General features: G+C 73.1%; 16 protein-coding genes. 8 read left to right on the forward strand and 8 right to left on the reverse strand.

Features of this window, described 5'->3' with window-relative positions; translation table 11 throughout:
* Window positions 1-48 precede the first annotated feature (48 nt).
* The 3 genes from OG440_RS02925 to rpmG all read right to left on the reverse strand — a co-directional run bounded on the left by OG440_RS02925 (window position 49) and on the right by rpmG (window position 2,464).
* Window positions 49-1,476 carry an alkaline phosphatase family protein gene (locus OG440_RS02925; RefSeq protein WP_406005231.1) on the reverse strand — a complete coding sequence of 476 codons (1,428 nt, stop codon included), beginning with the start codon at window positions 1,474-1,476 and terminating at the stop codon, window positions 49-51.
* 131 nt (window positions 1,477-1,607) lie between these two features.
* Entirely contained in the window at window positions 1,608-2,144 is a 537-nt protein-coding gene (locus tag OG440_RS02930; protein WP_406005232.1) for an isochorismatase family cysteine hydrolase, read from the reverse strand.
* Window positions 2,145-2,299: 155 nt separating this feature from the next.
* Window positions 2,300-2,464, reverse strand: a complete 165-nt coding sequence (rpmG, locus tag OG440_RS02935; RefSeq protein ID WP_406005233.1) for a 50S ribosomal protein L33 — start codon at window positions 2,462-2,464, stop codon at window positions 2,300-2,302.
* A gap of 245 nt (window positions 2,465-2,709) precedes the next feature.
* Here rpmG and OG440_RS02940 point away from each other — a divergent pair, with 245 nt between their 5' ends.
* Window positions 2,710-3,369, forward strand: coding sequence for a lipoprotein (locus tag OG440_RS02940; protein WP_406005234.1), 660 nt, complete (start codon window positions 2,710-2,712; stop codon window positions 3,367-3,369).
* Between the two features lie 14 nt (window positions 3,370-3,383).
* Here the strand turns inward: OG440_RS02940 and OG440_RS02945 are convergent, their stop codons facing one another.
* A complete protein-coding gene (locus OG440_RS02945; RefSeq protein ID WP_406005235.1) occupies window positions 3,384-4,229 on the reverse strand; it encodes a DUF72 domain-containing protein in 846 nt (281 codons plus the stop codon).
* A 123-nt stretch (window positions 4,230-4,352) separates the two neighbouring features.
* On the opposite strand from OG440_RS02945, the gene OG440_RS02950 reads away from it, so the two are divergent.
* From OG440_RS02950 to OG440_RS02965, 4 genes are all read left to right on the forward strand, one after another.
* Window positions 4,353-6,959 (forward strand): SpoIIE family protein phosphatase, encoded by a 2,607-nt coding sequence (locus OG440_RS02950; protein WP_406005236.1) that lies wholly within the window; start codon window positions 4,353-4,355, stop codon window positions 6,957-6,959.
* 51 nt (window positions 6,960-7,010) lie between these two features.
* Complete coding sequence (locus OG440_RS02955) at window positions 7,011-9,707, forward strand: SpoIIE family protein phosphatase (protein ID WP_406005237.1); 2,697 nt, start codon at window positions 7,011-7,013, stop codon at window positions 9,705-9,707.
* Between the two features lie 132 nt (window positions 9,708-9,839).
* The gene (locus tag OG440_RS02960) at window positions 9,840-11,204 is read left to right on the forward strand and encodes an FAD-dependent oxidoreductase (protein ID WP_406005238.1); all 1,365 of its coding nucleotides are present in this window, start codon (window positions 9,840-9,842) and stop codon (window positions 11,202-11,204) included.
* Between the two features lie 133 nt (window positions 11,205-11,337).
* On the forward strand, window positions 11,338-12,300 hold the full coding sequence (locus OG440_RS02965) for a DUF1152 domain-containing protein (RefSeq protein WP_406005239.1): 963 nt from the start codon (window positions 11,338-11,340) through the stop codon (window positions 12,298-12,300).
* Window positions 12,301-12,393: 93 nt separating this feature from the next.
* Here the strand turns inward: OG440_RS02965 and OG440_RS02970 are convergent, their stop codons facing one another.
* The gene (locus OG440_RS02970) at window positions 12,394-14,079 is read right to left on the reverse strand and encodes a serine/threonine-protein kinase (RefSeq protein ID WP_406005240.1); all 1,686 of its coding nucleotides are present in this window, start codon (window positions 14,077-14,079) and stop codon (window positions 12,394-12,396) included.
* A 208-nt stretch (window positions 14,080-14,287) separates the two neighbouring features.
* Between OG440_RS02970 and OG440_RS02975 the strand changes: the two genes are divergently transcribed.
* Window positions 14,288-14,914, forward strand: coding sequence for a hypothetical protein (locus tag OG440_RS02975; RefSeq protein ID WP_406005241.1), 627 nt, complete (start codon window positions 14,288-14,290; stop codon window positions 14,912-14,914).
* 81 nt (window positions 14,915-14,995) lie between these two features.
* On the opposite strand, the gene OG440_RS02980 is transcribed toward OG440_RS02975, so the two are convergent.
* Window positions 14,996-15,481 carry a roadblock/LC7 domain-containing protein gene (locus OG440_RS02980; protein ID WP_406005242.1) on the reverse strand — a complete coding sequence of 162 codons (486 nt, stop codon included), beginning with the start codon at window positions 15,479-15,481 and terminating at the stop codon, window positions 14,996-14,998.
* Window positions 15,482-15,733: 252 nt separating this feature from the next.
* Entirely contained in the window at window positions 15,734-16,495 is a 762-nt protein-coding gene (locus OG440_RS02985; RefSeq protein WP_406005243.1) for an alpha/beta fold hydrolase, read from the reverse strand.
* A 61-nt stretch (window positions 16,496-16,556) separates the two neighbouring features.
* On the opposite strand from OG440_RS02985, the gene OG440_RS02990 reads away from it, so the two are divergent.
* Window positions 16,557-17,024 carry a MarR family winged helix-turn-helix transcriptional regulator gene (locus OG440_RS02990; protein WP_406005244.1) on the forward strand — a complete coding sequence of 156 codons (468 nt, stop codon included), beginning with the start codon at window positions 16,557-16,559 and terminating at the stop codon, window positions 17,022-17,024.
* 110 nt (window positions 17,025-17,134) lie between these two features.
* On the opposite strand, the gene OG440_RS02995 is transcribed toward OG440_RS02990, so the two are convergent.
* Window positions 17,135-18,715, reverse strand: a complete 1,581-nt coding sequence (locus tag OG440_RS02995) for a protein kinase domain-containing protein (protein WP_406005245.1) — start codon at window positions 18,713-18,715, stop codon at window positions 17,135-17,137.
* A 293-nt stretch (window positions 18,716-19,008) separates the two neighbouring features.
* Between OG440_RS02995 and OG440_RS03000 the strand changes: the two genes are divergently transcribed.
* Complete coding sequence (locus OG440_RS03000) at window positions 19,009-20,355, forward strand: jacalin-like lectin (protein WP_406005246.1); 1,347 nt, start codon at window positions 19,009-19,011, stop codon at window positions 20,353-20,355.
* Window positions 20,356-20,430 lie beyond the last annotated feature (75 nt).

Raw genomic sequence — 20,430 nt, forward strand, 5'->3', positions numbered from 1 at the left:
ATGCCGCCGACCCCGGCCGTACACCGCTGACGCGGCGTGCCGTCCGGATCAGAGCTGCGGCCGGGGGCCCGTCTCCTGGACCGGAAACGACTGTTCGGCACCCGGCAGGGTGGGCCTGGGCAGGGTGGCGACCTCCTCCTTCGCCCTCAGCAGCCGCTCCGCCGTGTCGTCGGGCAGCGGCGGCGCCGGCGAACCGCTGGACGCGAAGCGGAAGGCGGAGGTGAGGTCGCCGAACGCGCTGCGCCGCCAGTCGCTGATGTTGGGCTCCATGACGCCCGTGAGCCTTTCCAGGAACCGCAGGGTCGACGTGTGGTCGAAGGGTTCCGTGGCCACCCAGCCGCCCACGGTCCACGGCGACACGACGATGGCGGGCACCCGGAAACCGCCGCCGATCGGCAGCCCTGCGACGAACTCCCCGGGCGTGCCCGCGGGCGGGGTCGGCGGCGGCACGTGGTCGAACAGACCGTCGTTCTCGTCGTAGTTGAGGATGAACGCGGTCTTGCGCCAGACCTCGGGGTTGGCCGCGACGGCCTCGAGCTTCGAGGCGACGAAGTCCGCGCCGGCCGCCGGCAGATAGTCCGGGTGCTCCGACTGGTACCCGGGTGGCACCAGCCAGGACACGGTCGGCAGCCGGTCGGCCCGGGCGTCCTCCTCGAAGGTGCCCTCGGGCTGCGGCCGGACGCCCCGCTCGTACAGCTCGGAGCCCGGTCGCGCGGTGCGGAACGTGTCGAACTGCTCCAGCAGGTTGCAGCCGTAGTCGTCCTCCTGCTGGTACACCTTCCAGTCGACCCCGGCCGCCTGGAGGCGTTCGGCGTACGTCGTCCAGCTGAACGGCGCCGGGGCGGAGTTGCGGACGACGGGCCCGCCCCGGGTGCCGTCCGGATCGATGGTGCCGGTCATCCACATCAGGCGGTTGGGCCAGGTCGGGCCGAGGACCGAACAGAAGTAGTGGTCGCAGACGGTGAAGGTCTCGGCGAGGGCGAACTGGAACGGGATGTCCTCGCGGGTGTAGTAGCCCATGACGTAGGGGGCGTCGGCGCCGTCGGCCGCGCGGTGGGCCGACAGCCAGCGGTCCATCCGGCCGCCGTTCCACGCCTCGTGCTGCACCGACCAGGCGTGGCTCGTGGACGGGATGGCCTGGGCGCTGGAGGTACGGGTGTCGAGGTGGAAGGGCAGCAGGTAGCCCGCGGGGTTCTCGGCGTCCGGCTGGTAGAAGACGGAGCGTCCGGTGTCGAGGGTGAGCGCGTCGGGATCGGCGAAACCGCGCACACCGGACAGGGTGCCGAAGTAGTGGTCGAAGGAGCGGTTCTCCTGCATCAACAGGACGACGTGTTCGACGTCGGCGAGCGAGCCGCTCGGGGACGGTCCGGCCGCCACGGCCTTCTGCACGCTCGGCGGGAGGAGGGAGAGAGCCGCGGCGGCGCCCAAGGCGCCCGCGGCCGAACCCAGGAGTCTGCGACGTGTCAACTCGGCCATGTGCGATGTGCCCCTTGCTGAGCGGAGGATGCGGGGAAGCGGACTCGGAGACGACGGTCACGAGGACGGCCCGGCGAGCCGGCGGTCCGAGGGTGCGACGGCCCGTCAGGCGGCGTACGGCAGCGGGGCTTTCAGGTCCACAGATCTCCGCTGTCGCACACCCGCGCCCCCATGTTGCGCTCCATCATCACCAGCGCCGCGTCCGCCAGATCGGCGTGGATGTGGGCGACGGCGTCCCGCGCGACGGTCACGTCGTAGTGGCGGATGTGGGCGTCGAGGGCGGAGTACAGGACGCACTGCTCGGTGACCTGGCCGCACAGCACGAGGTGGTCGATGCCCTCCTGGCGGAGCAGGTAGGACAGCGGGGTCTCGAAGAAGATCGAGTGCCGTGCCTTGACGACGAAGAGCGACTCCTCGTCGGGCACCAGCGGTTCGACGAGGCCGGCGTACGGCCCCGAGAGGGCCCTGTCGAGGAGTTCGCCGTGGTGGGAACGCCACTGGCCGAAGTTGTCGTTGACGTAGACGACGGGTTCGCCTGCGCGGCGGGCCCGGCCGAGGAGACCGGCGGCCACCGGGACCACCTTGCGGGCCGACGGCAGAAGGAGGTCGGCGTCCGGATGGTCGTAGGTGTTGATCATGTCGATGACGATCAGCGCGGTCTTGCTCATGCCGCTATGGATTCCCAGCGCGGCGTGAATATGACGGCACGTCACTCGTCCGCGCGACGGCCGCACGTAAGAGCGACCGGAGTTCCCTTCCGGGACTCCGGCCGCTCTGCCCTCTCGGGTCGGCGCCGCTCAGCCCTGGCGGGCCGGCGCCGACCTCATCGCGCCTCGCGGAAGGCGACGTGCCGTCCGGCGACGGGGTCGTACTTGCGCAGGACCAGCCGGTCGGCGTCGTTGCGACGGTTCTTGCGCGTCGCGTAGGTGACACCGGTACCGGCGGTGGACCTGAGGGTGATGACGGGGCGCGCCGTGCTGCGGGCCATGGGGACCTCCTCTCACACCGACTCGCACCTACTGATCGGTGCATGTCAGTCACGCCGTACAACAGGGGATGGGGCCGGGACATTCCCCGGCTCCACCCTTCTCCGCCCCCGCCAACCTCGCCCCCCGCCCCCGCCCCGGCGACGAATCTCGGTGGCGGGGGCCGTACCCCCCTCGGTTACAGTGCTCCGCCGGTGTCGCGCCGGCGCCGAGAGGAGACACAGCAGTGCGCTTTGGGGCGGGGACCGTGGGGAACGTGGGGCAGGGGCTGACGCTGGCGGCCCTGTTGACGGGGCTGATGACAGGATGCGCGGCCGACAAGGACGAGGCGGACGCCGCCTCGAAGGCGCCGGGGTCGTCGACGGCGACCGCGAAGGTCGCGCAGCGGGGAGGGTCCCTCGGGGCCTCCGGGTCCGCCTGCGAACTTCCCGTCACCTTCGACATCGCCGAGTTCTGGAAGGCCAAGGCCGTCGACGCCGAGGAGGAGTCCGCCGGCACCGGCGACCTGGCCGACCTCGCAGACGCCCTCCTGCGTCAGGGCCCGGTCACCATGGCCTGCGAGATCGACGCCAAGCCCGCGGGGAAGATCGGCTTCCTGCGGGTGTGGACCGGCGAGCCGGGCGCCACCGACGCGCGTGCCGTCCTGGAGGCCTTCGTGGCCGCCGAGCAGGGGGCGAGCGGGGCGCGGTACAGCACCGTGAAGCTGGGGGACGGCACCGGTACCGAGGTCGAGTACGTCACCACGAGCGAGCTCCTCGAGGAGACGAAGAAGGAACACGCGCTCGCCGTCACCACCTCCGAGGGCCCCGTCGTCCTGCATCTCGGCGGCATGGACACCGCGGAACACGAGGCCATGCTCCCGGCCTACGAACTGGCCAAGAGCACCCTGCGCACCACCGACGGCTGACCGGCCCGGGCCGGTCAGGGGTCGAGCAGGGCGCGCATGCGCTCGGCGGCGCGTACGGCGGAGTCGCCGCAGCAGGTGTTGAACAGGACGTGCACCCGCTCGGCCCGCCGGGCGAGCGCGTGAATCCTGGGCAGCCACTCGCGGAGCTCGCCGTCGGTGTAGTCGTGCCGGAAGCGGTCCTCCTTGCTGCCGCTGCCCCAGGCCGGGCTGCGGCCGTGCAGGCGGACGACCGCCAGCCGCCCGCAGGTGACAGGCGTGACGGGTGGCACGGCGGTCGGCAGGGCCTGCGTCATGTCGACGGCGACGGTGGCGAAGCCGTACGACCGCAGCAGATCGGCCGTGGTGTGCTCCCGCTCGCCCCGCCACCAGTCCGGGTGCCGGAACTCGACGCAGACCGGCCACCCGGCGGTGCGTTCGGCGCACTGGGCGAGGAACGCGTCGGCCCGCGCGCCGGGACGGAACCAGGGCGGGAACTGGAAGAGGACGGCGCCCAGCCGTCGCGCGTCCCGTAACGGCCGGATCCCGTCCGTGAACCTCCGCCACACCTCGTCCAGGGCCTTCGGGCCACGGACATCGGCGGGCAGCCCCGGCGGCAGCACGGCCGGCCGGGTGGGATGGCCGGTCAGCAGGGAGAAGGCCTTGACGTCGAACACGAAGCCCTCGGGGGTGCGCTCCGCCCACAGCCGGGCGTTGCGTTCGCCGGGCAGGGCGTAGTACGTCGCGTCGACCTCGACGACCGGGAAGCGTTCGGCATAGTGGCGCAACCGTCCCTCCGCGTCACGCCGCCCCGTCGGGTACCAGCCGCTCGCGACCAGCGCGCGGTCCGTCCAGGAGCAGGCGCCCACCAGAATCTCGCTCATGGCGTGCCGGTTACCCCGCCCGGACCCGTTCTCCCCGGGGGTCGCGCGGATGCACATCCGACCAGGTGTGGCGCATTCTTACTGTGTCGCCCCACTGGCGGCGCACGGACGAGGTAGGGCCGAATGACTGGGAGCGCCGGAAACGAGCGGAAGCCGTCCGGGCCACCGCCCGCGCTGCTCACCGGGGCCGTGGCGGACGCCCTGCGGGTGACGGGCGGCCACACCGGTGGCGTCTACCTGTGCTCGGCCACGTCCCGGCTGCTGCGTCTCGCGGTCCTCGCGGGGCTGCCCGGTCCGCTGTTCCGCCCCTGGTGGCGGGTGCACATGGACCGGCCGTTCCCGGTGGCCGACGTGTACCGGACGGGTGTGCCGGTGGTGCTGGCCAACGCCACCGAGATGATGCGCCACTACGCGCAGCTCGCGGCGGGCCTGCCCTTCCCGTTCGGTTCGCTCTATGTGCCGGTCGTGGCGGAGAAGCGGTCCTTCGGGGTGCTGGCCGTGCTGCGCCCGTCGGCGCCGGACGCGGCGGAGGTGCAGGCGGAGCGGGAGCGGCTGACGGCGGTGGCCGACGACCTGGCGGCCGCCCTGCTGCGGCTGGGGGCGGACGGCGCGGACGTCACCTGGGACGCGGAGCCGCTGTGCGTGAGGCCGCCGGCCGCCGGGCCCGCCCCGGGGCGCGTCGGGCGGTTCTCCTGGGATCCGGCGACCGACGTCGTCACGCTCGACGAGCAGGCACGCGCCCTGCTCGGACTGCCCCCGGGCGAGTCCCCGGGCACGCTGGACGCCCTGGCCCGGGCCGTGGACCCGACCGACGCCCACCGGCTGCCGGGCCTGCTGCACCGGACGGCCCGGGGGCGGCCGCCGCCGCTGCCGCTCCAGGTGCGCACCACCGAGGGCGGGCTTCGGCTGCTCGAGCTGTGGGACGCGACGGTCGTGGCGAACGGAGCGGACGACGCCCCCGCCGCGTCCTGCGCCGTGCCCCGCCCCATCGCCGGCGTCCTCCTCGATCCCGGCCCGGGTGCCCTCGCCGACGGAGCCGCCGATCTGCTCCCCGAGGGGGTGTTCTGTCTCGACCGGCTGGGGCTCGTCGTCTACGCCAATCCGCGGGCCGCGCACCTCCTGGGCGTGCCCCGCAACCAGCTGGTGGGACGGTCGCTGTGGGAGGCCGTGCCGTGGCTGAACCAGCCCACGGTGGAGGAGCACATGCGCGGCGCCCTGCTGTCGCCGGAGCCCGCCCACTTCCACGTCAGGCTTCCCGTCACCACCGACCCCTCCGCCGTCCCCCGGCCGTACGAGGGCGACTGGCTGCGCGTGTCCCTGTATCCGGGCGCGGATCTCGTCACCTGCAAGGCGGTCCCGGCCAACCGCGTGCCGGACGGCACGGCGCCCGAGCCCTCGGACACCGACACGCCCGCCCCCGACACCGCCGCGCCGACCACCCTGTTCTACCGGCCCATCGTCCTGGCCATAGCGCTGACGGAGGCGGTGACCGCACGCCAGGTGTCGGCGGTGGTGATGCAGGAGCTGCTGCCCGCGTTCGGCGGCCGTCGGCTCGCCATCTACCTGCTCCAGGAGCGGCATCTGTATCTGGCGTGGGAGTCCGGTTTCCCCGAGGGCTTCCTGGCTCCCTTCGAAGGGGTGGCGCTGGACGCCCGGTTGCCCGGCGTGGAGACCCTCACCACGGGCCGGCCCCTCTTCTTCGACTCGATGCAGCAACTGGCGGACGCCTACCCGGGCATCGACCTCGACGCGTCGGTGGGCGCCCGCGCCTTCCTCCCGCTGATCGCCTCGGGCCGCCCGGTCGGCTCGTGCATCCTCGGCTTCGACCGCCCTCGCAGCTTCGGCTCCGAGGAGCGCACGCTGCTGACCGCGCTCGCCGGGCTGATCGCCCACGCGATGGAGAAGGCGCAGCGCTACGACACCGAGGCCGCCCTCGCCCGAGGCCTCCAGCAGGCCCTGCTTCCCCGGCGGCTGTCGCAGCACGCGCGGGTGGAGACGGCGGGGCGCTATCTGCCGGGCACCGAGGGCATGGACGTGGGCGGCGACTGGTACGACGTCGTGGAGGCCGGGGACGGGCTGGCCCTGGTCATCGGGGACGTGCAGGGGCACGGCGTGCAGGCGGCGGCCACCATGGGGCAGCTGCGCACGGCGGTGCGGGCGTTCGCGCTGGGCGACCGGCCGCCCGAGGAGGTCATGGGCGGCACGAACCACCTGCTCATCGACCTGGACCCCGGGCAGTTCGCCAGCTGCTGCTACGTGCGGCTCGACCCGGCCACCGGTGTGGCCAGGGCGGTCCGTGCCGGGCACCTGCCGCCGCTGCTGCGGCACCCCGACGGCCGCACCGACGTCGTGGAACTGCCCGGCGGGGTGGTGCTCGGGGTGGACCCGCGTGCCCACTACCCGGTGACGGAGTTGCGCCTGGAGCCGGGCGCGATCCTCGCCCTCTACACGGACGGGCTGGTCGAGCGGCCCGGGCACGACATCGACGACGGCATCACCTCGCTGCGCCGGGCCCTCGCCGGGGCCGGGGGCCGTCGCGTGCCGACCGGGACCGACGCCGCCGGGCCCACGGCCGAGGCTCCTCCCGGCCGTTCGCTCGCGGACGTCGCCGACCGGCTCACCGCTTCGGCCCGGCAGGCCGCGGACCGGGCGGACGACATCGCGCTGCTGCTGGCCACCCGGCGGGCGGCGGAAGTCACCCACGGCAAGCGTGCGGGACACGGCACGTGACGGTGCGTGACGCCTCTCGCCTCACGCGGCCCGGCAGTGTAGACATGGCCTATGGTCCGACTCCTGGGGCGCTCGGACGCCCGGCCGGCCCGACGTCCCCGGGGCCTGCGGGTCCGGCGTACACCCGAGTCCGCACTGGGCGGGCGCAGTCTCGCCGCGCAGGTGTTCGTCCTCCAGGTGGTCATCGTGCTGCTGCTGGTCGTGGCCGCCGTGGTGGCGCTGCTGCTCCAGGTGCGTCACGACACCACCCAGGAGGCCCGTAACCGGTCCGTCGCGGTCGCGCAGACCTTCGCCAACTCCCCGGGCATCGTCGCGGCGCTGAACACCCCCGACCCGACGGCCGTGCTCCAGCCCAAGGCCGAGGCCGCCCGCCAGGCCTCCGACATGGACTTCCTCGTCGTCATGAACACCGACGGCATCCGCTACACGCATCCCAAACCGGACCGCATCGGCAAGAAGTTCGTCGGGAACATCCAGCCGGCGCTGGACGGCGGGATCGTGGTCGAGGAGGTCGACGGGACCATCGGCCGCCTGGTCCAGGCCGTGGTACCGGTGAAGACGGCCGACGGGACGGTGGTGGGCCTGGTGTCGTCCGGCATCACCACCGCGCACGTCGGCGGCAACGCCGACCGGCAGCTGCCGCTCGTCCTCGGCAGCGCCGCGGTCGCCCTCGCCCTGGCCACCGCGAGCACGGCGCTGGTCAGCCGCCGCCTGCTGCGCCAGACCCACGGCCTGGGGCCGCGCGAGATGACCCGGATGTACGAGCACCACGACGCGGTCCTGCACTCCGTACGGGAAGGGGTGATCATCGTCGGCGGCGAGCGCGATCTGCTGCTCGCCAACGACGAGGCGAAGCGCCTGCTCGACCTGCCCCCGGACGCCGAGCGGCGCCAGGTGCTCGATCTGGGACTGGACCGGGACACCGCCGAACTGCTGGCCTCCGGACGGATGGTCACCGACGAGGTGCACCTGGTCGGGGAGCGGCTGCTGGCGATCAACCAGCGGCCCACCGACCTGGCGGGCGGACCGGCCGGCAGCGTCGCCACCCTGCGCGACTCCACGGAGCTGCGCGCCCTGTCGGGCCGGGCCGAGGCGACCCGCGAGCGCCTCGACATGCTGTACGCGGCCGGGGTGGGCATCGGCACCAGCCTGGACGTCGCCCGGACCGCCGAGGAGCTGACGGAGCTGGCCGTGCCGAGGTTCGCCGACTACGCGACCGTGGACCTGTTCGACGCCGTCCTGCAGGGCGAGGAGCCGGGGGCCCGGGGCACGCTGCGGCGCACGGCGGTGAGCGCGATCCGCAAGGGCGCGCCGCTGTACGCGGTGGGCGAGCGGATCCGGTTCGTGGACTCGGCCCCGCAGGCCCGCAGTCTCGGCGAGGGGCGGGCGCTGCTGGAGGCCCGCCTCGCCCAGGCGCCGGGCTGGCTCGCGCAGGACCTCGAACGGGCCGAGCAGGTCGTGGCGTTCGGCATCCACTCGCTGATCACCGTGCCCGTGCGGGCCGGGTCGCTGATCCTGGGCGTGGTCAGTTTCTGGCGTTCCGAACGGCCCGACCCGTTCGATCCGGACGAGGTGGTGCTCGCGGAGGAGCTGGTGGCGCGGGCCGCGATCTCCATCGACAACGCGCGCCGGTTCACCCGCGAGCACGGCATGGCGGTCACCCTCCAGCGCAGCCTGCTGCCGCGCACCCTGCCCGAACAGAACGCCCTGGACATCGCCTACCGCTATCTGCCGGCCCAGGCGGGTGTGGGCGGCGACTGGTTCGACGTGCTGCCCCTGTCCGGGTCCAGAGTGGCCCTCGTCGTCGGCGACGTGGTCGGCCACGGCCTGCACGCGGCGGCCACCATGGGCCGGCTGCGCACCGCGGTGCACAACTTCTCCGCCCTGGACCTGGCCCCGGAGGAGCTCCTCGGCCTGCTGGACGAGCTGGTGGCCCGGATCGACCAGGACGAGGCGGACGACGGCACCGACGCGCCCGTCTCCGGGGCGACCTGTCTGTACGCCATCTACGACCCCGTCTCCCGGCGCTGCACGATCGCCCGCGCGGGGCATCCGCCGCCCGCTCTGGTGCACCCGGACGGCCGGGTGGAGTACCTCGAGGTGCCCGCGGGACTCCCGCTCGGGCTGGGCGGGCTGCCGTTCGAGACGGTCGAACTGGAGCTGGCCGAGGGCAGCTCGCTGGTGCTGTACACCGATGGGCTGGTGGAGGACCGGGAGCGGGACATCGACGCCGGTCTGGAGCTGCTGCGCACCGCCCTGGAGCGGGGTGCCGGCGGTCCGCCCGAGGACACCTGCCGGTCCGTGCTGGACGCCCTTCTGCCGCCCCGCCCGGCCGACGACATCGCGCTGATCGTGGCGTGCACCCGCGAGCTGGGCGCCGACCGGGTCGCCGAGTGGGACGTGCCGATGGACCCGGCGGCGGTCGGCACGGTGCGGTCGGCCGTGGTGCGGCAGCTGGCGCGCTGGGACCTGGAGGACCTGTCCTTCACGACGGAACTGATCCTGAGCGAACTGGTCACCAACGCGATCCGCTACGGCAGCGCCCCGGTGCGCGTCCGGCTGCTGCGCGACCGCACCCTGATCTGCGAGGTCGCCGACAGCAGCAGCACGTCGCCGCACCTGCGGTACGCGGCCATGACCGACGAGGGCGGCCGCGGCCTGTTCCTCGTGGCGCAGCTGACCGAGCGCTGGGGCACCCGCTACACCGCCAAGGGAAAGGTCATCTGGGCCGAACAGCCCCTGCCGTGAAGGGAGTCGGCCGCCGCCCCACTCATAAATGATGCTTATGAGTCCATAGACCGGACCCCCGTACCGGGTAAGGTTTGCCTTAGTTTAGGCTTCCCCCGAGTCGATCTGTCGCCACTCGAAGGGAACCTGATCATGCCCCGCCCCCTGCGGGTAGCCATTGTCGGAGCCGGCCCCGCCGGGATCTACGCCGCCGACGCGCTGCTCAAGTCCGATGTGGCCGCCGACCCGGGTGTCTCCATCGACCTCTTCGAGCGCATGCCGGCCCCGTTCGGCCTGATCCGCTACGGCGTCGCCCCGGACCACCCCCGCATCAAGGGCATCGTCAACGCCCTGCACCAGGTTCTCGACAAGCCGCAGATCCGCCTCTTCGGCAACGTCGACTACCCCACCGACATCAGCCTGGACGACCTGCGCGCCTTCTACGACGCGGTGATCTTCTCGACCGGCGCGACGGCCGACCGCGAGATGTCGATCCCCGGCATCGAGCTCGACGGCTCCTACGGCGCCGCGGACTTCGTCTCCTGGTACGACGGTCACCCGGACGTACCGCGCACCTGGCCGCTGGAGGCCGAGAAGGTCGCGGTCCTGGGTGTCGGAAACGTGGCCCTGGACGTGGCCCGCGTCCTGGCGAAGACGGCGGACGAACTGCTGCCGACGGAGATCCCGGCCAACGTCTACGAGGGTCTCAAGGCCAACAAGGCGCTGGAGATCCACGTCTTCGGCCGCCGTGGCCCGGCGCAGGCGAAGTTCTCCCCGATGGAGCTGCGGGAGCTCGACCACTCCCCCACCATCGAGGTCATCGTCGACCCCGAGGACATCGACTACGACGACGGCTCCATCGCCACGCGGCGCGGCAACAAGCAGGCCGACATGGTCGCCAAGACGCTGGAGAACTGGGCGATCCGCGACGTCGGCGACCGCCCGCACAAGCTGTTCCTGCACTTCTTCGAGTCGCCCACCGAGATCCTCGGCGAGGACGGCAAGGTCGTCGGTCTGCGCACCGAGCGCACCGCCCTCGACGGCACCGGCAACGTCAAGGGCACCGGCGAGTTCAAGGACTGGGACGTCACGGCGATCTACCGCGCCGTCGGCTACCTCTCCGACAAGCTCCCCAAGCTGCCCTGGGACCTCGACTCGGGCACGGTCCCCGACGAGGGCGGCCGGGTCATACAGGAGTCCGGCGAGCACCTGCAGTCCACCTACGTCACGGGCTGGATCCGCCGCGGTCCGGTCGGCCTCATCGGCCACACCAAGGGCGACGCCAACGAGACGGTGTCGAACCTGCTGGCCGACCACGCGAACGGCCGGCTGCACACGCCCGCCTCGCCCGAGCCGACCGCCGTGGAGGCGTTCCTCGCCGAGCGCGAGGTCCGCTTCACCACCTGGGAGGGCTGGTACAAGCTGGACGCCGCCGAGAAGGCGCTGGGCGAGCCGCAGGGCCGCGAGCGCGTGAAGATCGTCGAGCGTGAGGACATGCTGCGGGAGAGCGGCGCGTAGTCCCGGGCGCGGGGTTCGGTCGCCACGTCGGGCCGCTACGGCCCCGGTCGGCCGAACCCCAACCCGCCCAGGCTCGCGGGCGGTTGACGTAATCCTGTTGGGTCGCGTGTTCGACGCCTGTTAGCGTCCCGGGGTGTTCTCCCTCCACGAGCCCGCCCTCTTCACCCGGCTGCGCGACGCGCGCCGGGTGCTCGTCGCCGGTGCGGGCGGCGGTTTCGACGTGTACGCGGGCCTGCCGCTGGCGCTCGCCCTGCGCTCGGCGGGCAAGGAGGTCCATCTGGCCAGTCTCTCCTTCGCCGACCTGCACGGGCTGCCCACCGAGGTCTGGCTCCAGCCCGACGTCGCGGCCGTCCACCCCGACCTCCCCACCCGCGGCGACTACTTCCCCGAGCGCACCCTGGTCCGCTGGCTCGACCGGCACGACCTCCCCGCCACGGTGTACGCCTTCCCGCGCACCGGAGTGGAACCGCTTCGAGACGCCTACCGGGCCCTCCTCGACCACCTGGGCGGGGTGGACGCGATCGTCCTGGTGGACGGCGGGACCGACATCCTGATGCGCGGCGACGAGCACGGGCTGGGCACGCCCGAGGAGGACATGGCCAGCCTGGCCGCCGTGCACGGCCTCGACGACGTCCCCCACCGGCTGGTGGCCTGTCTCGGCTTCGGCGTGGACGCGTACCACGGGGTGAACCACTCCCTGGTCCTGGAGAACCTGGCCGCGCTGGACCGCGAGGGCGCCTACCTCGGCGCGTTCTCGCTGTCGCACCAGAGCCCCGAGGGTGCCCTCTATCTGGATGCCGTCGCCGACGCGCAGGCCCGCACCCCGGACCACCCCAGCATCGTCAACGGCTCCGTCGCCGCCGTACGCGGCGCCTTCGGCAACGTACGGTTCACCGAGCGGACCAAGGACAGCGAACTCTTCGTCAATCCGCTCATGGCCCTGTACTTCTGCGTCGACGCGCCCGGCCTGGCCCGCCGCAACCTCTACCTCGACCGTCTCGACGGCACGGTCCTGATGCGGCAGATCAGCACCCGCATCGAGGAGTTCCGCGACGGACTCCCCCGGCTGCGGCAACCGCGCGCCTTCCCCCACTGAGACGTGCGGCCGCGATGCCGTGCGGACGACCGTGCACCGGCTTTCGATCGCCCGCACGGCTCGGCAGGGCGCCGTCGAACAGGCGGCCGGGAGTCAGCCGTCGTCGCGCGGGTAGGTCTGGATCACCCGGCCTCGCACGTCGGCCCGCAGGTAGGCACTGCCGTAGTCGTCGGACAGATAGACGCTCATGGTGGGCTCGCTGTCGAAGACGGTGGAGCCCGGGTTGATCATGAGGTAGCGGCTCGTCGGCTCGGGGATGCCCAGCACCTTCGTGGCCCTGGCCAGCAGCGCGGGCACGGCGTCCCAGTCGTAGACGTCCAGGTCGACGGGGATCGCGCCGTTCGTGACACTGCCGCTCGGCCCGTCCTTCACCGCCACGTCGCCGCCCCGGTACGTGTACCGGTCGTAGAGCTTCGGATGGCCGGCGACGGAGGCTTCGGCGATGGCGTACTCCCCGTACACCACGAGGCTGGTGACCTTCGCCCCTCCCGTGGCGGCGGTCAGCTTCGCCACGGTGGCCTCGAGGCCCTTCTCGCTGAGCAGGTCGACCTTCTCCGCGGCCGCGACCCCGCCCGAGGAGCCGCCCGCCGAACCGTCCGACGAGCCGTCCGACGAGCCGCCGGAGGACGCCTGCCGGGCGCTCCGCGACACGGACGGCGTGGGGGTGGCCGCGTCGCCGGTGCCGCCGTCGTCCGTGTTCGGGAGCAGCGTCCACACCAGAACGCCGGCCAGGGCCGTGCCGAGGACGGCTCCCGTGACGGCCGCGCCACGGCTACGGCGTCCTCGGGTCGGGGCGGTGGTGGCCGCAGGCGCAAGCGGCGGGACGGGGAGGTGCGGCGGGACGGGGGTGCCGTCGGTGATCGCGGGCGGGGCGAGAGGGTAGGAGGTCTGCGGGGCGTGCTGGGCCGACGGCGGCGTCGGCCGCGGCGGGCCGGGTGCGTCCCCGGCCGCGGCCGCGAGCATCCGGTCGACCTCCGCCGCGTCGGGGCGCGCCTGTGGATCCCGGACGAGCAGCGCTGTGAGGACGTCGGTCAGCGGTCCGGCCCGGCGCGGCTCGGGCACGTCCTCGCCGAGCACGGCGGCCAGCGTGGCGAGCGTGCCGGCCCTGCGCAGCGGATGGTGGCCCTCCACGGCGACGTACAGCAGCATCCCCAGCGACCAGAGGTCGGCGGCGGGACCGCCCTCCTTGCCGCTGACCCGTTCCGGCGCCATGAAGTCGGGCGAGCCGATGACGGCGCCGGTGGCGGTGAGGCTCGCGGACTCCCGGACGGCGGCGATACCGAAGTCGGTGAGCACGGGTCGCCCGTCGGGCCGGAGCAGGACGTTCGCGGGTTTCACGTCGCGGTGCTCGATGCCCACGGCGTGCGCGGCGCGCAGCGCGGACAGCACCTCGCGGCCCAGGCGGGCGGCCTCGTCGGGCGTCATCACACCCCGGTCGAGCCGGTTCTGGAGGGAGCCCCCCTCGACCAGTTCCATCACGATCCACGGGTACGTGTTCTCGCCGCCGTCGACGATGTGGTGGATCGTCACGACGTTGGGGTGGTGGACGCGGGCCAGCGCGCGGGCCTCCCGCAGGACGCGCTCGCGCAGCGTCCGCGCGCCCTCGGGGTCGTACTCGGCGAGGTCCGGATCCGGGGGCCGCACCTCCTTGACGGCCACGTCCCGGCGCAGTGCCAGGTCGTGGGCCCGCCACACCAGGCCCATGCCTCCGCCGCCGAGTCGCCCGACCAGCTCGAAACGGCCGTCGACGACGCGTCTGTGGGGTTCCGCTGTGCTCATGGAGGGAGCTTAGGGGTACGCACCGACAGGCCGTGCGCCGGACCGACAGGCCGTGCGACGGCCGCAGGGGGCACAGCGTGAATGGTCCGCGCGGGCCACGGGCATGCTGTGAGCGAGGTCACTTCCGCCGGGCCGTGCGGGACGCTTCCCGGACCGCTCCCGACTCGCTCGTCAACCTCCCCCACGAAGGACATGTGCTTTGGCTCTTATGTACCCTGACGCCCCGTCGGCCCGCCGTCCGGGCCGCTGCTGGACGATCCGTGTGGTCGGGCACCGCGACCGCACCGCGTCGGTCACCTGCTCCTCGGCCTGCGTGATGCCGCCGCGTTCCCGGGACCTCGCGGCCGTGCGGCGTTTCGCCGTGGCCCACGCGGCCGCGCACGCCAGAGCGGCGGCGGTGCATCACGACGCCGCCTGCTGGTGCCGTCGCCAGCGGTGCGCGCTGCACGAGGACACCCGGGTCGCGTGCGCGGGCTCGGTCGTCCTGGTCCTGCGGCACGATCCGGCGGTCGGCCAGGTGTGGACCCTCAGCGAAGTCTGCGCCGCCTGCGCCCCGTTGCTGCCCCACGCACGGGTACTGACCCGTGCGGCGCCGCCCCCGCCCCGTCTTCCGGATCCGGCACCGGGCGCGGGCACGGGCCTGGAGGCAGGCCGGGGGGCGGGCACGGGCCCGGCTCCGAGCGGACCGGCGACGCCGACGCCGACGGTCGGGCCACCGCGTCTCGTACCCGGCGGGTTCAGCGCCCCTTCGTCGGGCGCGGGTGCGGGCCCGGAACGGGACGGCGGACCACGGCGCGGACTCGGCGGACGACGCGGACGGCCGACCCGATCGTAGGCGCTCCACCCCACGCCGGAGTCCTCCGGAACTCGTCGGCGCCCACGGGGACCCACCAGAGCCCGCCAGGCCCCTGGTCCGTCAGGACTCGTATCGGGACTGCGGCGGGATACGGACGGGCAGGGCGCCGAGGATCCGGCCGCGGAACCGCGGAGCCGGCGGTCCGCCGCCATGGACGACGGGCGCGTCGTCCATGGACCGCGCCGCCAGCAGTGCGGCGATGCGCGCGCCGCTGCGCCGCCCCTCCAGGTGCAGCCGGCCGATGGGCGTCCGGTCGTCGGCGAGCAGGGTCAGGACGGCGGTCGGCCCGGCCGCGTACGTCGCGAGGTAGCCCCCGGCCCCGCGCACCAGCAGCTCGCGGAACTCGCCGCGGGCGGCGAGGTCGACCATCCGACGTCCGACGCCGAGCGCCGCGGCGGTGAGCGCGGCCAGTCCTTCGGGCTGCACGTCCGGCATGTCCTCGGCCAGGACGAGGCCGTCGGCACCGGCCGCCAGCGCCCCCGTCAGCTCCGGCACACGGGTGCGCAACCGGCGGAGTTCGTTCAGAACCTCGGTCTCGACGGCCATGACCGTTGCCCCTTCGGCGCGTTGTCGGCTGAGACGGTTCACGTGCGGTGCGGCGCGCGGTGGTTCGGATACTCCTGAGGCTACGGAAAGCGGCGACCGGAAGCGATGGCTCCGGCATTTTCCGTTGGAACATGCCGCGTGAGGGGAAGTCGCCGCCGAACCCTGACACTCCCCCTGCGTCGTCGCAGGCCAGGAGCCTTCCGCCCGGCGGGGCCACGACGGGTCGGTGGCCCGGCGCCCTCGCCAGGCCTTTCAGTGGCGTCCGGTCTCCGCGGCGAAGTCGTCGAGCAGCGCGAAGGTGCGCGCCGGCTGTTCGAGATGCGGCAAGTGCCCCGCCTCGGCGACCACTTCGTAACGGGCGTTCGGGAACGACGCGGCGTACTCCTTGCCGTAGGCCGGGGTCGCGATGCCGTCGCTCTCGCCCCACACGACGAGGGTGGGGACGGTGACGGCCGCGAGGCGGGCACGGAGGGTCGGGTCGCTCATGGCGGGGCCGCCGGAGAAGACGCGCAGGGCCGCCATGTTGCCCTGGAAGGCGGCGAGTCGTTCGGCCGGGACGGTCGCCGGGTCGACGTAGAAGCGCTGGGAGTCGTGGTAGGCGTGCTCGGCGACGCCGCGCGCGTCGAGCGCGAAGAAGTCCCGGATCGGCTCCCCGTCGACCTCGATGCCGACCGCGTCCATCAGAACGATCCCGCTGACCAGTCCCTGCGTGTCGGCCGCGGCCAGTTCGGCGGCGATCCAGCCGCCGAGCGAGGAGCCGACGACCAGGACGTCGGACAGTTGGCGGTCGCGCAGGAGGCGGAGGTAGGCGTCGGCGAGGTCGGACACGCGGGTGAGGCCGTCGGGCCGGGGGGTGCCGTTCCAGCCCGGGTGGGTAGGGAGCAGGGTGGGGGCGGTGACGGCGAAGTGCTCGGCGATCGGGGCGACGGTGGCGGGACCACCACCGCCGTGCAGGACGAGGACGGGGCGGCCGGCCGCGGGGCCGGATGTGGTGAGTGTCGGTTCCGAAGTCATGAGCAGGAGTAACTAAGGATGTTTATATAAGCAAGCTTAGTCAGGATGCTAGCCTGGCAGCATGCCCGTCGAACTGCAGATCCTCGGAAGGGCCGTGAAGGCCGCCCAGTACCGCCAGCACCGCACACTCGACAGCCGGCTCGCGTCCGTCGGCAGCACGCTCGCGCAGTGGGACGCGCTCCGCGCGATCAGCCGCACCCCGGGCGCCAGCGCTCGGGAACTGGCGGCGGCGACGTTCCAGAGCGAGCAGGCGTTCGGCACGCTCGCGGGACGACTGGTGGCACAGGGACTGGTGGACCGGCGCCCCGGGCACGGCCGACGCTTCGAGCACCACCTCACCTCCGACGGGGAGCGGGTGCTGAAGGCGGGCCACGAGGTGGCCGAGTCGGTGCTCGCGGAGTGCTTCGAGGGGCTGACGGAGCAGGAGCGCGAGGCGTTGCTGGGACTGCTGCGGAAGATCGAGGAACGGCCCGAAGGCGACAGCGGCCTTCAGAACCGTGTGCGACCCGAAGGCGACAGCAAGCGCTAGAAGTGTGCGGACGGGGACGGCGGCCGTCACGGGCGGACCGCTCGTCGGCAGCGACCAGGGCGCGGACGCCGCGAGAGGGGCGACCGGCCCCTCCTCGCGGCCGGCGTCCGTCAGCCGTTCGTTCCCGCCGCCCAGAGGACCGTGCCGCCGGACGTGATCACGACGTTTCCGTCGGTCTGGAACACCAGGACCGCTCCTTCGTGGCCGCCGGTCCGTGAGGCCCACAGAGGCTGCCCGCCGCTGTTGTAGACGACCAGGTTGCCGTCCGCCTGGAAGCGGGCGGAGTTGCCCTCGCCGCTGGTCATCGCGGCCCAGCGCGCCTTGCCGCCCTCGTCGTAGATCACGAGGTTGCCGTCCTGCTGCATGATCAGAGTCCGGGCCCCGGCCACCGCGGACTGTCCGGCGGCCAGCTCGAACGGGGCCGTCATGACCTTGGCTGCCGCGCCCTCCCCCTGGGGCTCCTGGGCCTGCTGCGTCTCCTGGGGCTCCTGGGCCGAGGCGGACGGAGTCCCGCCCGCGGTCTCCGGGGCGGCGGAGCCGGACGGCCGTCCCTGTGCGGACGAGGAGGAGCCGGCCGAGGAGGAGCCGGCCGAGGACCGCTGTGTACCGAAGTGGACGGCGGCCACCACGGCCACCACGACCGCGACCGCCGCGACGGCCGTGGCCGCCGGCCACGCGCGTCGACGGCGCCGGCCGGGCGCCGCCGGGACCGTGAGAAGGGTGTCGGACCTCGCGGCCAGGGGAAACGCCTGACCGGCGGGGGCGGCGGTGGTGTCCTGGGCGAGGTCGACCAGGGTGCGCGCCGCGTGCTCGGTCTCGGTCAGCTCTCCGGCGAGGACGGTGGGGCACTCGTCGGGCCACCGCCCGAGCCGGCCGCCCCTCTCCTCCAGCCATCCGGCCAGCCGGGCCGCCGTCGGACGCGCGGCCGGGTCCTTGGCCAGGCACGCGGTGAGCGGCGGCACCAGTTCCGTGGGGATGCCGGTGAGGTCGGGTTCCTCGTGGACCACTCGGTACATCAGGGTGGCCGCGGGAATCTGTTCGCCCGCTCGCGAGAAGGGGCCGTGTCCGGTCGCGGCATACACCAGCGCGGCGGCCAGCGAGAACACGTCGGCGGGTTCGGCGGCGACCCCGCCGACGGCCTGGTCCGGTGCCAGATAGCCGGGGGACCCCACGGAGACGCCGAGGCGGGTGTGCCGGCTGTCGTCGGCGGCCCGTGCGACACCGAAGTCGATCAGCCGTGGCCGGTCGCGTGCCAACAGGACGTTCCCCGGCTTGATGTCCCGGTGCGCGAGCCCGGCCTGGTGGACGGCCTGCAGGGCGCCGCACAGTTCGGCGGCGAGGGAGAGCAGCGCGGGCCGGGGCAGCGGGCCGTGGGTCGCGACCCAGTCGGCGAGCGAAGGCGCGGGCACGTACTCGGTGGCCAGCCACTGCGGGTGCTGGCCCGGGGCGCTGTAGTCCACGACGGTCACCGTCCACGGCGAACGGACGCGGTCACTGTTGCGGATCTCGCGGGCGAACCGCTCCTCGAACCCCGGCTCGGAGCTGAGATCGTCGCGGATCGTCTTGAGCGCGAGCATCCGTCCCGAACCCGTCCGGGACAGGAACACCTGCCCCATGCCGCCCGCACCGAGCCGGCCGAGTATCGGATAGCCGCCTATGGACGTCGGGTCCGAAGGCTGGAGGTTTTTCATGACGGCTGTTCCCCGGAAGTGAAGTGTGCATCAGCGCTCGGACCCGCGCGCTGGACCGTGGCTCGCCCGCTGGTGAGCAGGCTCCGCGCTCGCAAGTATGCCGGACGGAACCACCGTTGATCGCTCGGCCCACGTGGCCGGGAGCGAGCCGAGCCGCGGCGAGGTGTCTCCCGCGCGTCCTGGACCAGACCACGCGGTCAAGTTTTGATCTCCCCCGGCAGAGGCGGCGACAGAAGTGCGTTACCGGCGGTAAGTTCCCGCTGCCCCTCCCCACTTCACAGGAGTACCGCCTCATGCGCCGTCTTCTCACCTGCCTCGTGGCCGCGGCCGTCACCTGCGGCGGGTTCGTCGCGACCGCCTCACCCGCCGCTGCCGCGGACCCGGTCTCCGGGTCCTTCAGTGCCCTCACCTACAACGTCGCGGGGCTGCCGGAGATCCTCTCCAGCGCGTCGACTCCCCGCGAGTCCAGCACCACGGCCATCGGTCAGCGCCTCGCGCCGTACGACATCGTGCACGTCGAGGAGGACTTCAACTACCACGCCCATCTCTACGCCGGGGACACCTCGCACGCCTACCGCACGCCCACCAGCGGGGGTGCGGGCATCGGCAGCGGGCTGAACACGCTGTCCAAACTCCCCTACGACACCGACGACTTCGAGCGGGCGCACTGGAACTCCTGCCAGTTCGACTCCGGTGACTGCCTGACACCCAAGGGCTTCACCTTCATGCGTGAGCGGCTGGCGGAAGGCGTCTACGTCGACTTCTACAACCTGCACACCAACGCGGGCACCAACGACGGCGACCTGACCGCGCGCGCCGACAACCTCGCTCAGCTGACGGGCTTCATCACCACGCACTCGGCGGGCAACGCCGTCGTCGTCATGGGCGACACCAACACCCGCTACACCCGCACCGGCGACACCATCGCCGAGTTCGCCGCCGCCAACGGACTGACCGACGCCTGGGTGCAACTCATCCGCGGCGGCACCCCGCCGGCCAAGGGCAGCGACGCCCTCGTCTGCGACCAGAGCGGGCCCACCGTGCCCGACACCTGCGAGGTCGTCGACAAGGTCCTCTACCGCGGCAGCAAACTCGTGTCGCTCGATGCCACGTCCTACCGCAACGAACACGCCGCGTTCCTCACGGACGACGGTCTCATGCTGTCCGACCACGACCCCATCGCGGTCGGTTTCTCCTGGTCGCGCAACGCGGACTTCCAGCTCAGCGACCAGTACGGCGGTCCGCACGGCGACTACTACACCGACATCGACGCCGTGCCGGCCGGCGCCCGGGTCACCGGCCTCTCGCTGCGCGGCGGCTCGCGCGTCGACGGCGTCGGCCTGACGCTCGACAACGGTCGGGTGCTCACCCACGGCGGCACCGGAGGCACCCTGTCGTCCCTGACCCTGGGCAGCGGGGAATACATCACCTCCGCCCGGCTGTGCCAGGGCCAGAAGGACGGCCGTACCCGGATCTTCTACGCCAGGTTCGACACCAGCCTCGGCAGGAGCCTGGCCGGCGGGACCACCACGTCCGACTGCGTGACGCGCACCGCGCCGTCGGGGTGGCAGGTCGCCGGCTTCCACGGACGCTCCGGCGACGAGATCGACAAGCTCGGCCTCCTCTACACGAAGCGCTGACCGGCCCGCGCACACGCCACGCGGCGACGGCCTTCAGTGCCGTCGCCGCGTGGCGCGCCGGCCGGCGTCCCCGAT

The sequence above is a fragment of the Streptomyces sp. NBC_00637 genome, assembly GCF_045161545.1.
GTDB lineage: Bacteria > Actinomycetota > Actinomycetes > Streptomycetales > Streptomycetaceae > Streptomyces.

Bases quoted from the DNA above. Each gene is read 5' to 3' on its own strand.
- OG440_RS02955 (WP_406005237.1), top strand. From the start codon at position 7,011: ATGGTCCGACTCCTGGGGCGCTCGGACGCCCGGCCGGCCCGACGTCCC.
- OG440_RS02945 (WP_406005235.1), bottom strand. From the start codon at position 4,229: ATGAGCGAGATTCTGGTGGGCGCCTGCTCCTGGACGGACCGCGCGCTG.
- OG440_RS02985 (WP_406005243.1), bottom strand. From the start codon at position 16,495: ATGACTTCGGAACCGACACTCACCACATCCGGCCCCGCGGCCGGCCGC.
- OG440_RS02990 (WP_406005244.1), top strand. From the start codon at position 16,557: ATGCCCGTCGAACTGCAGATCCTCGGAAGGGCCGTGAAGGCCGCCCAG.
- OG440_RS02995 (WP_406005245.1), bottom strand. From the start codon at position 18,715: ATGAAAAACCTCCAGCCTTCGGACCCGACGTCCATAGGCGGCTATCCG.
- OG440_RS02930 (WP_406005232.1), bottom strand. From the start codon at position 2,144: ATGAGCAAGACCGCGCTGATCGTCATCGACATGATCAACACCTACGAC.
- OG440_RS02960 (WP_406005238.1), top strand. From the start codon at position 9,840: ATGCCCCGCCCCCTGCGGGTAGCCATTGTCGGAGCCGGCCCCGCCGGG.
- rpmG (WP_406005233.1), bottom strand. From the start codon at position 2,464: ATGGCCCGCAGCACGGCGCGCCCCGTCATCACCCTCAGGTCCACCGCC.
- OG440_RS02950 (WP_406005236.1), top strand. From the start codon at position 4,353: ATGACTGGGAGCGCCGGAAACGAGCGGAAGCCGTCCGGGCCACCGCCC.
- OG440_RS02925 (WP_406005231.1), bottom strand. From the start codon at position 1,476: ATGGCCGAGTTGACACGTCGCAGACTCCTGGGTTCGGCCGCGGGCGCC.
- OG440_RS02975 (WP_406005241.1), top strand. From the start codon at position 14,288: ATGTACCCTGACGCCCCGTCGGCCCGCCGTCCGGGCCGCTGCTGGACG.
- OG440_RS02980 (WP_406005242.1), bottom strand. From the start codon at position 15,481: ATGGCCGTCGAGACCGAGGTTCTGAACGAACTCCGCCGGTTGCGCACC.
- OG440_RS03000 (WP_406005246.1), top strand. From the start codon at position 19,009: ATGCGCCGTCTTCTCACCTGCCTCGTGGCCGCGGCCGTCACCTGCGGC.
- OG440_RS02970 (WP_406005240.1), bottom strand. From the start codon at position 14,079: ATGAGCACAGCGGAACCCCACAGACGCGTCGTCGACGGCCGTTTCGAG.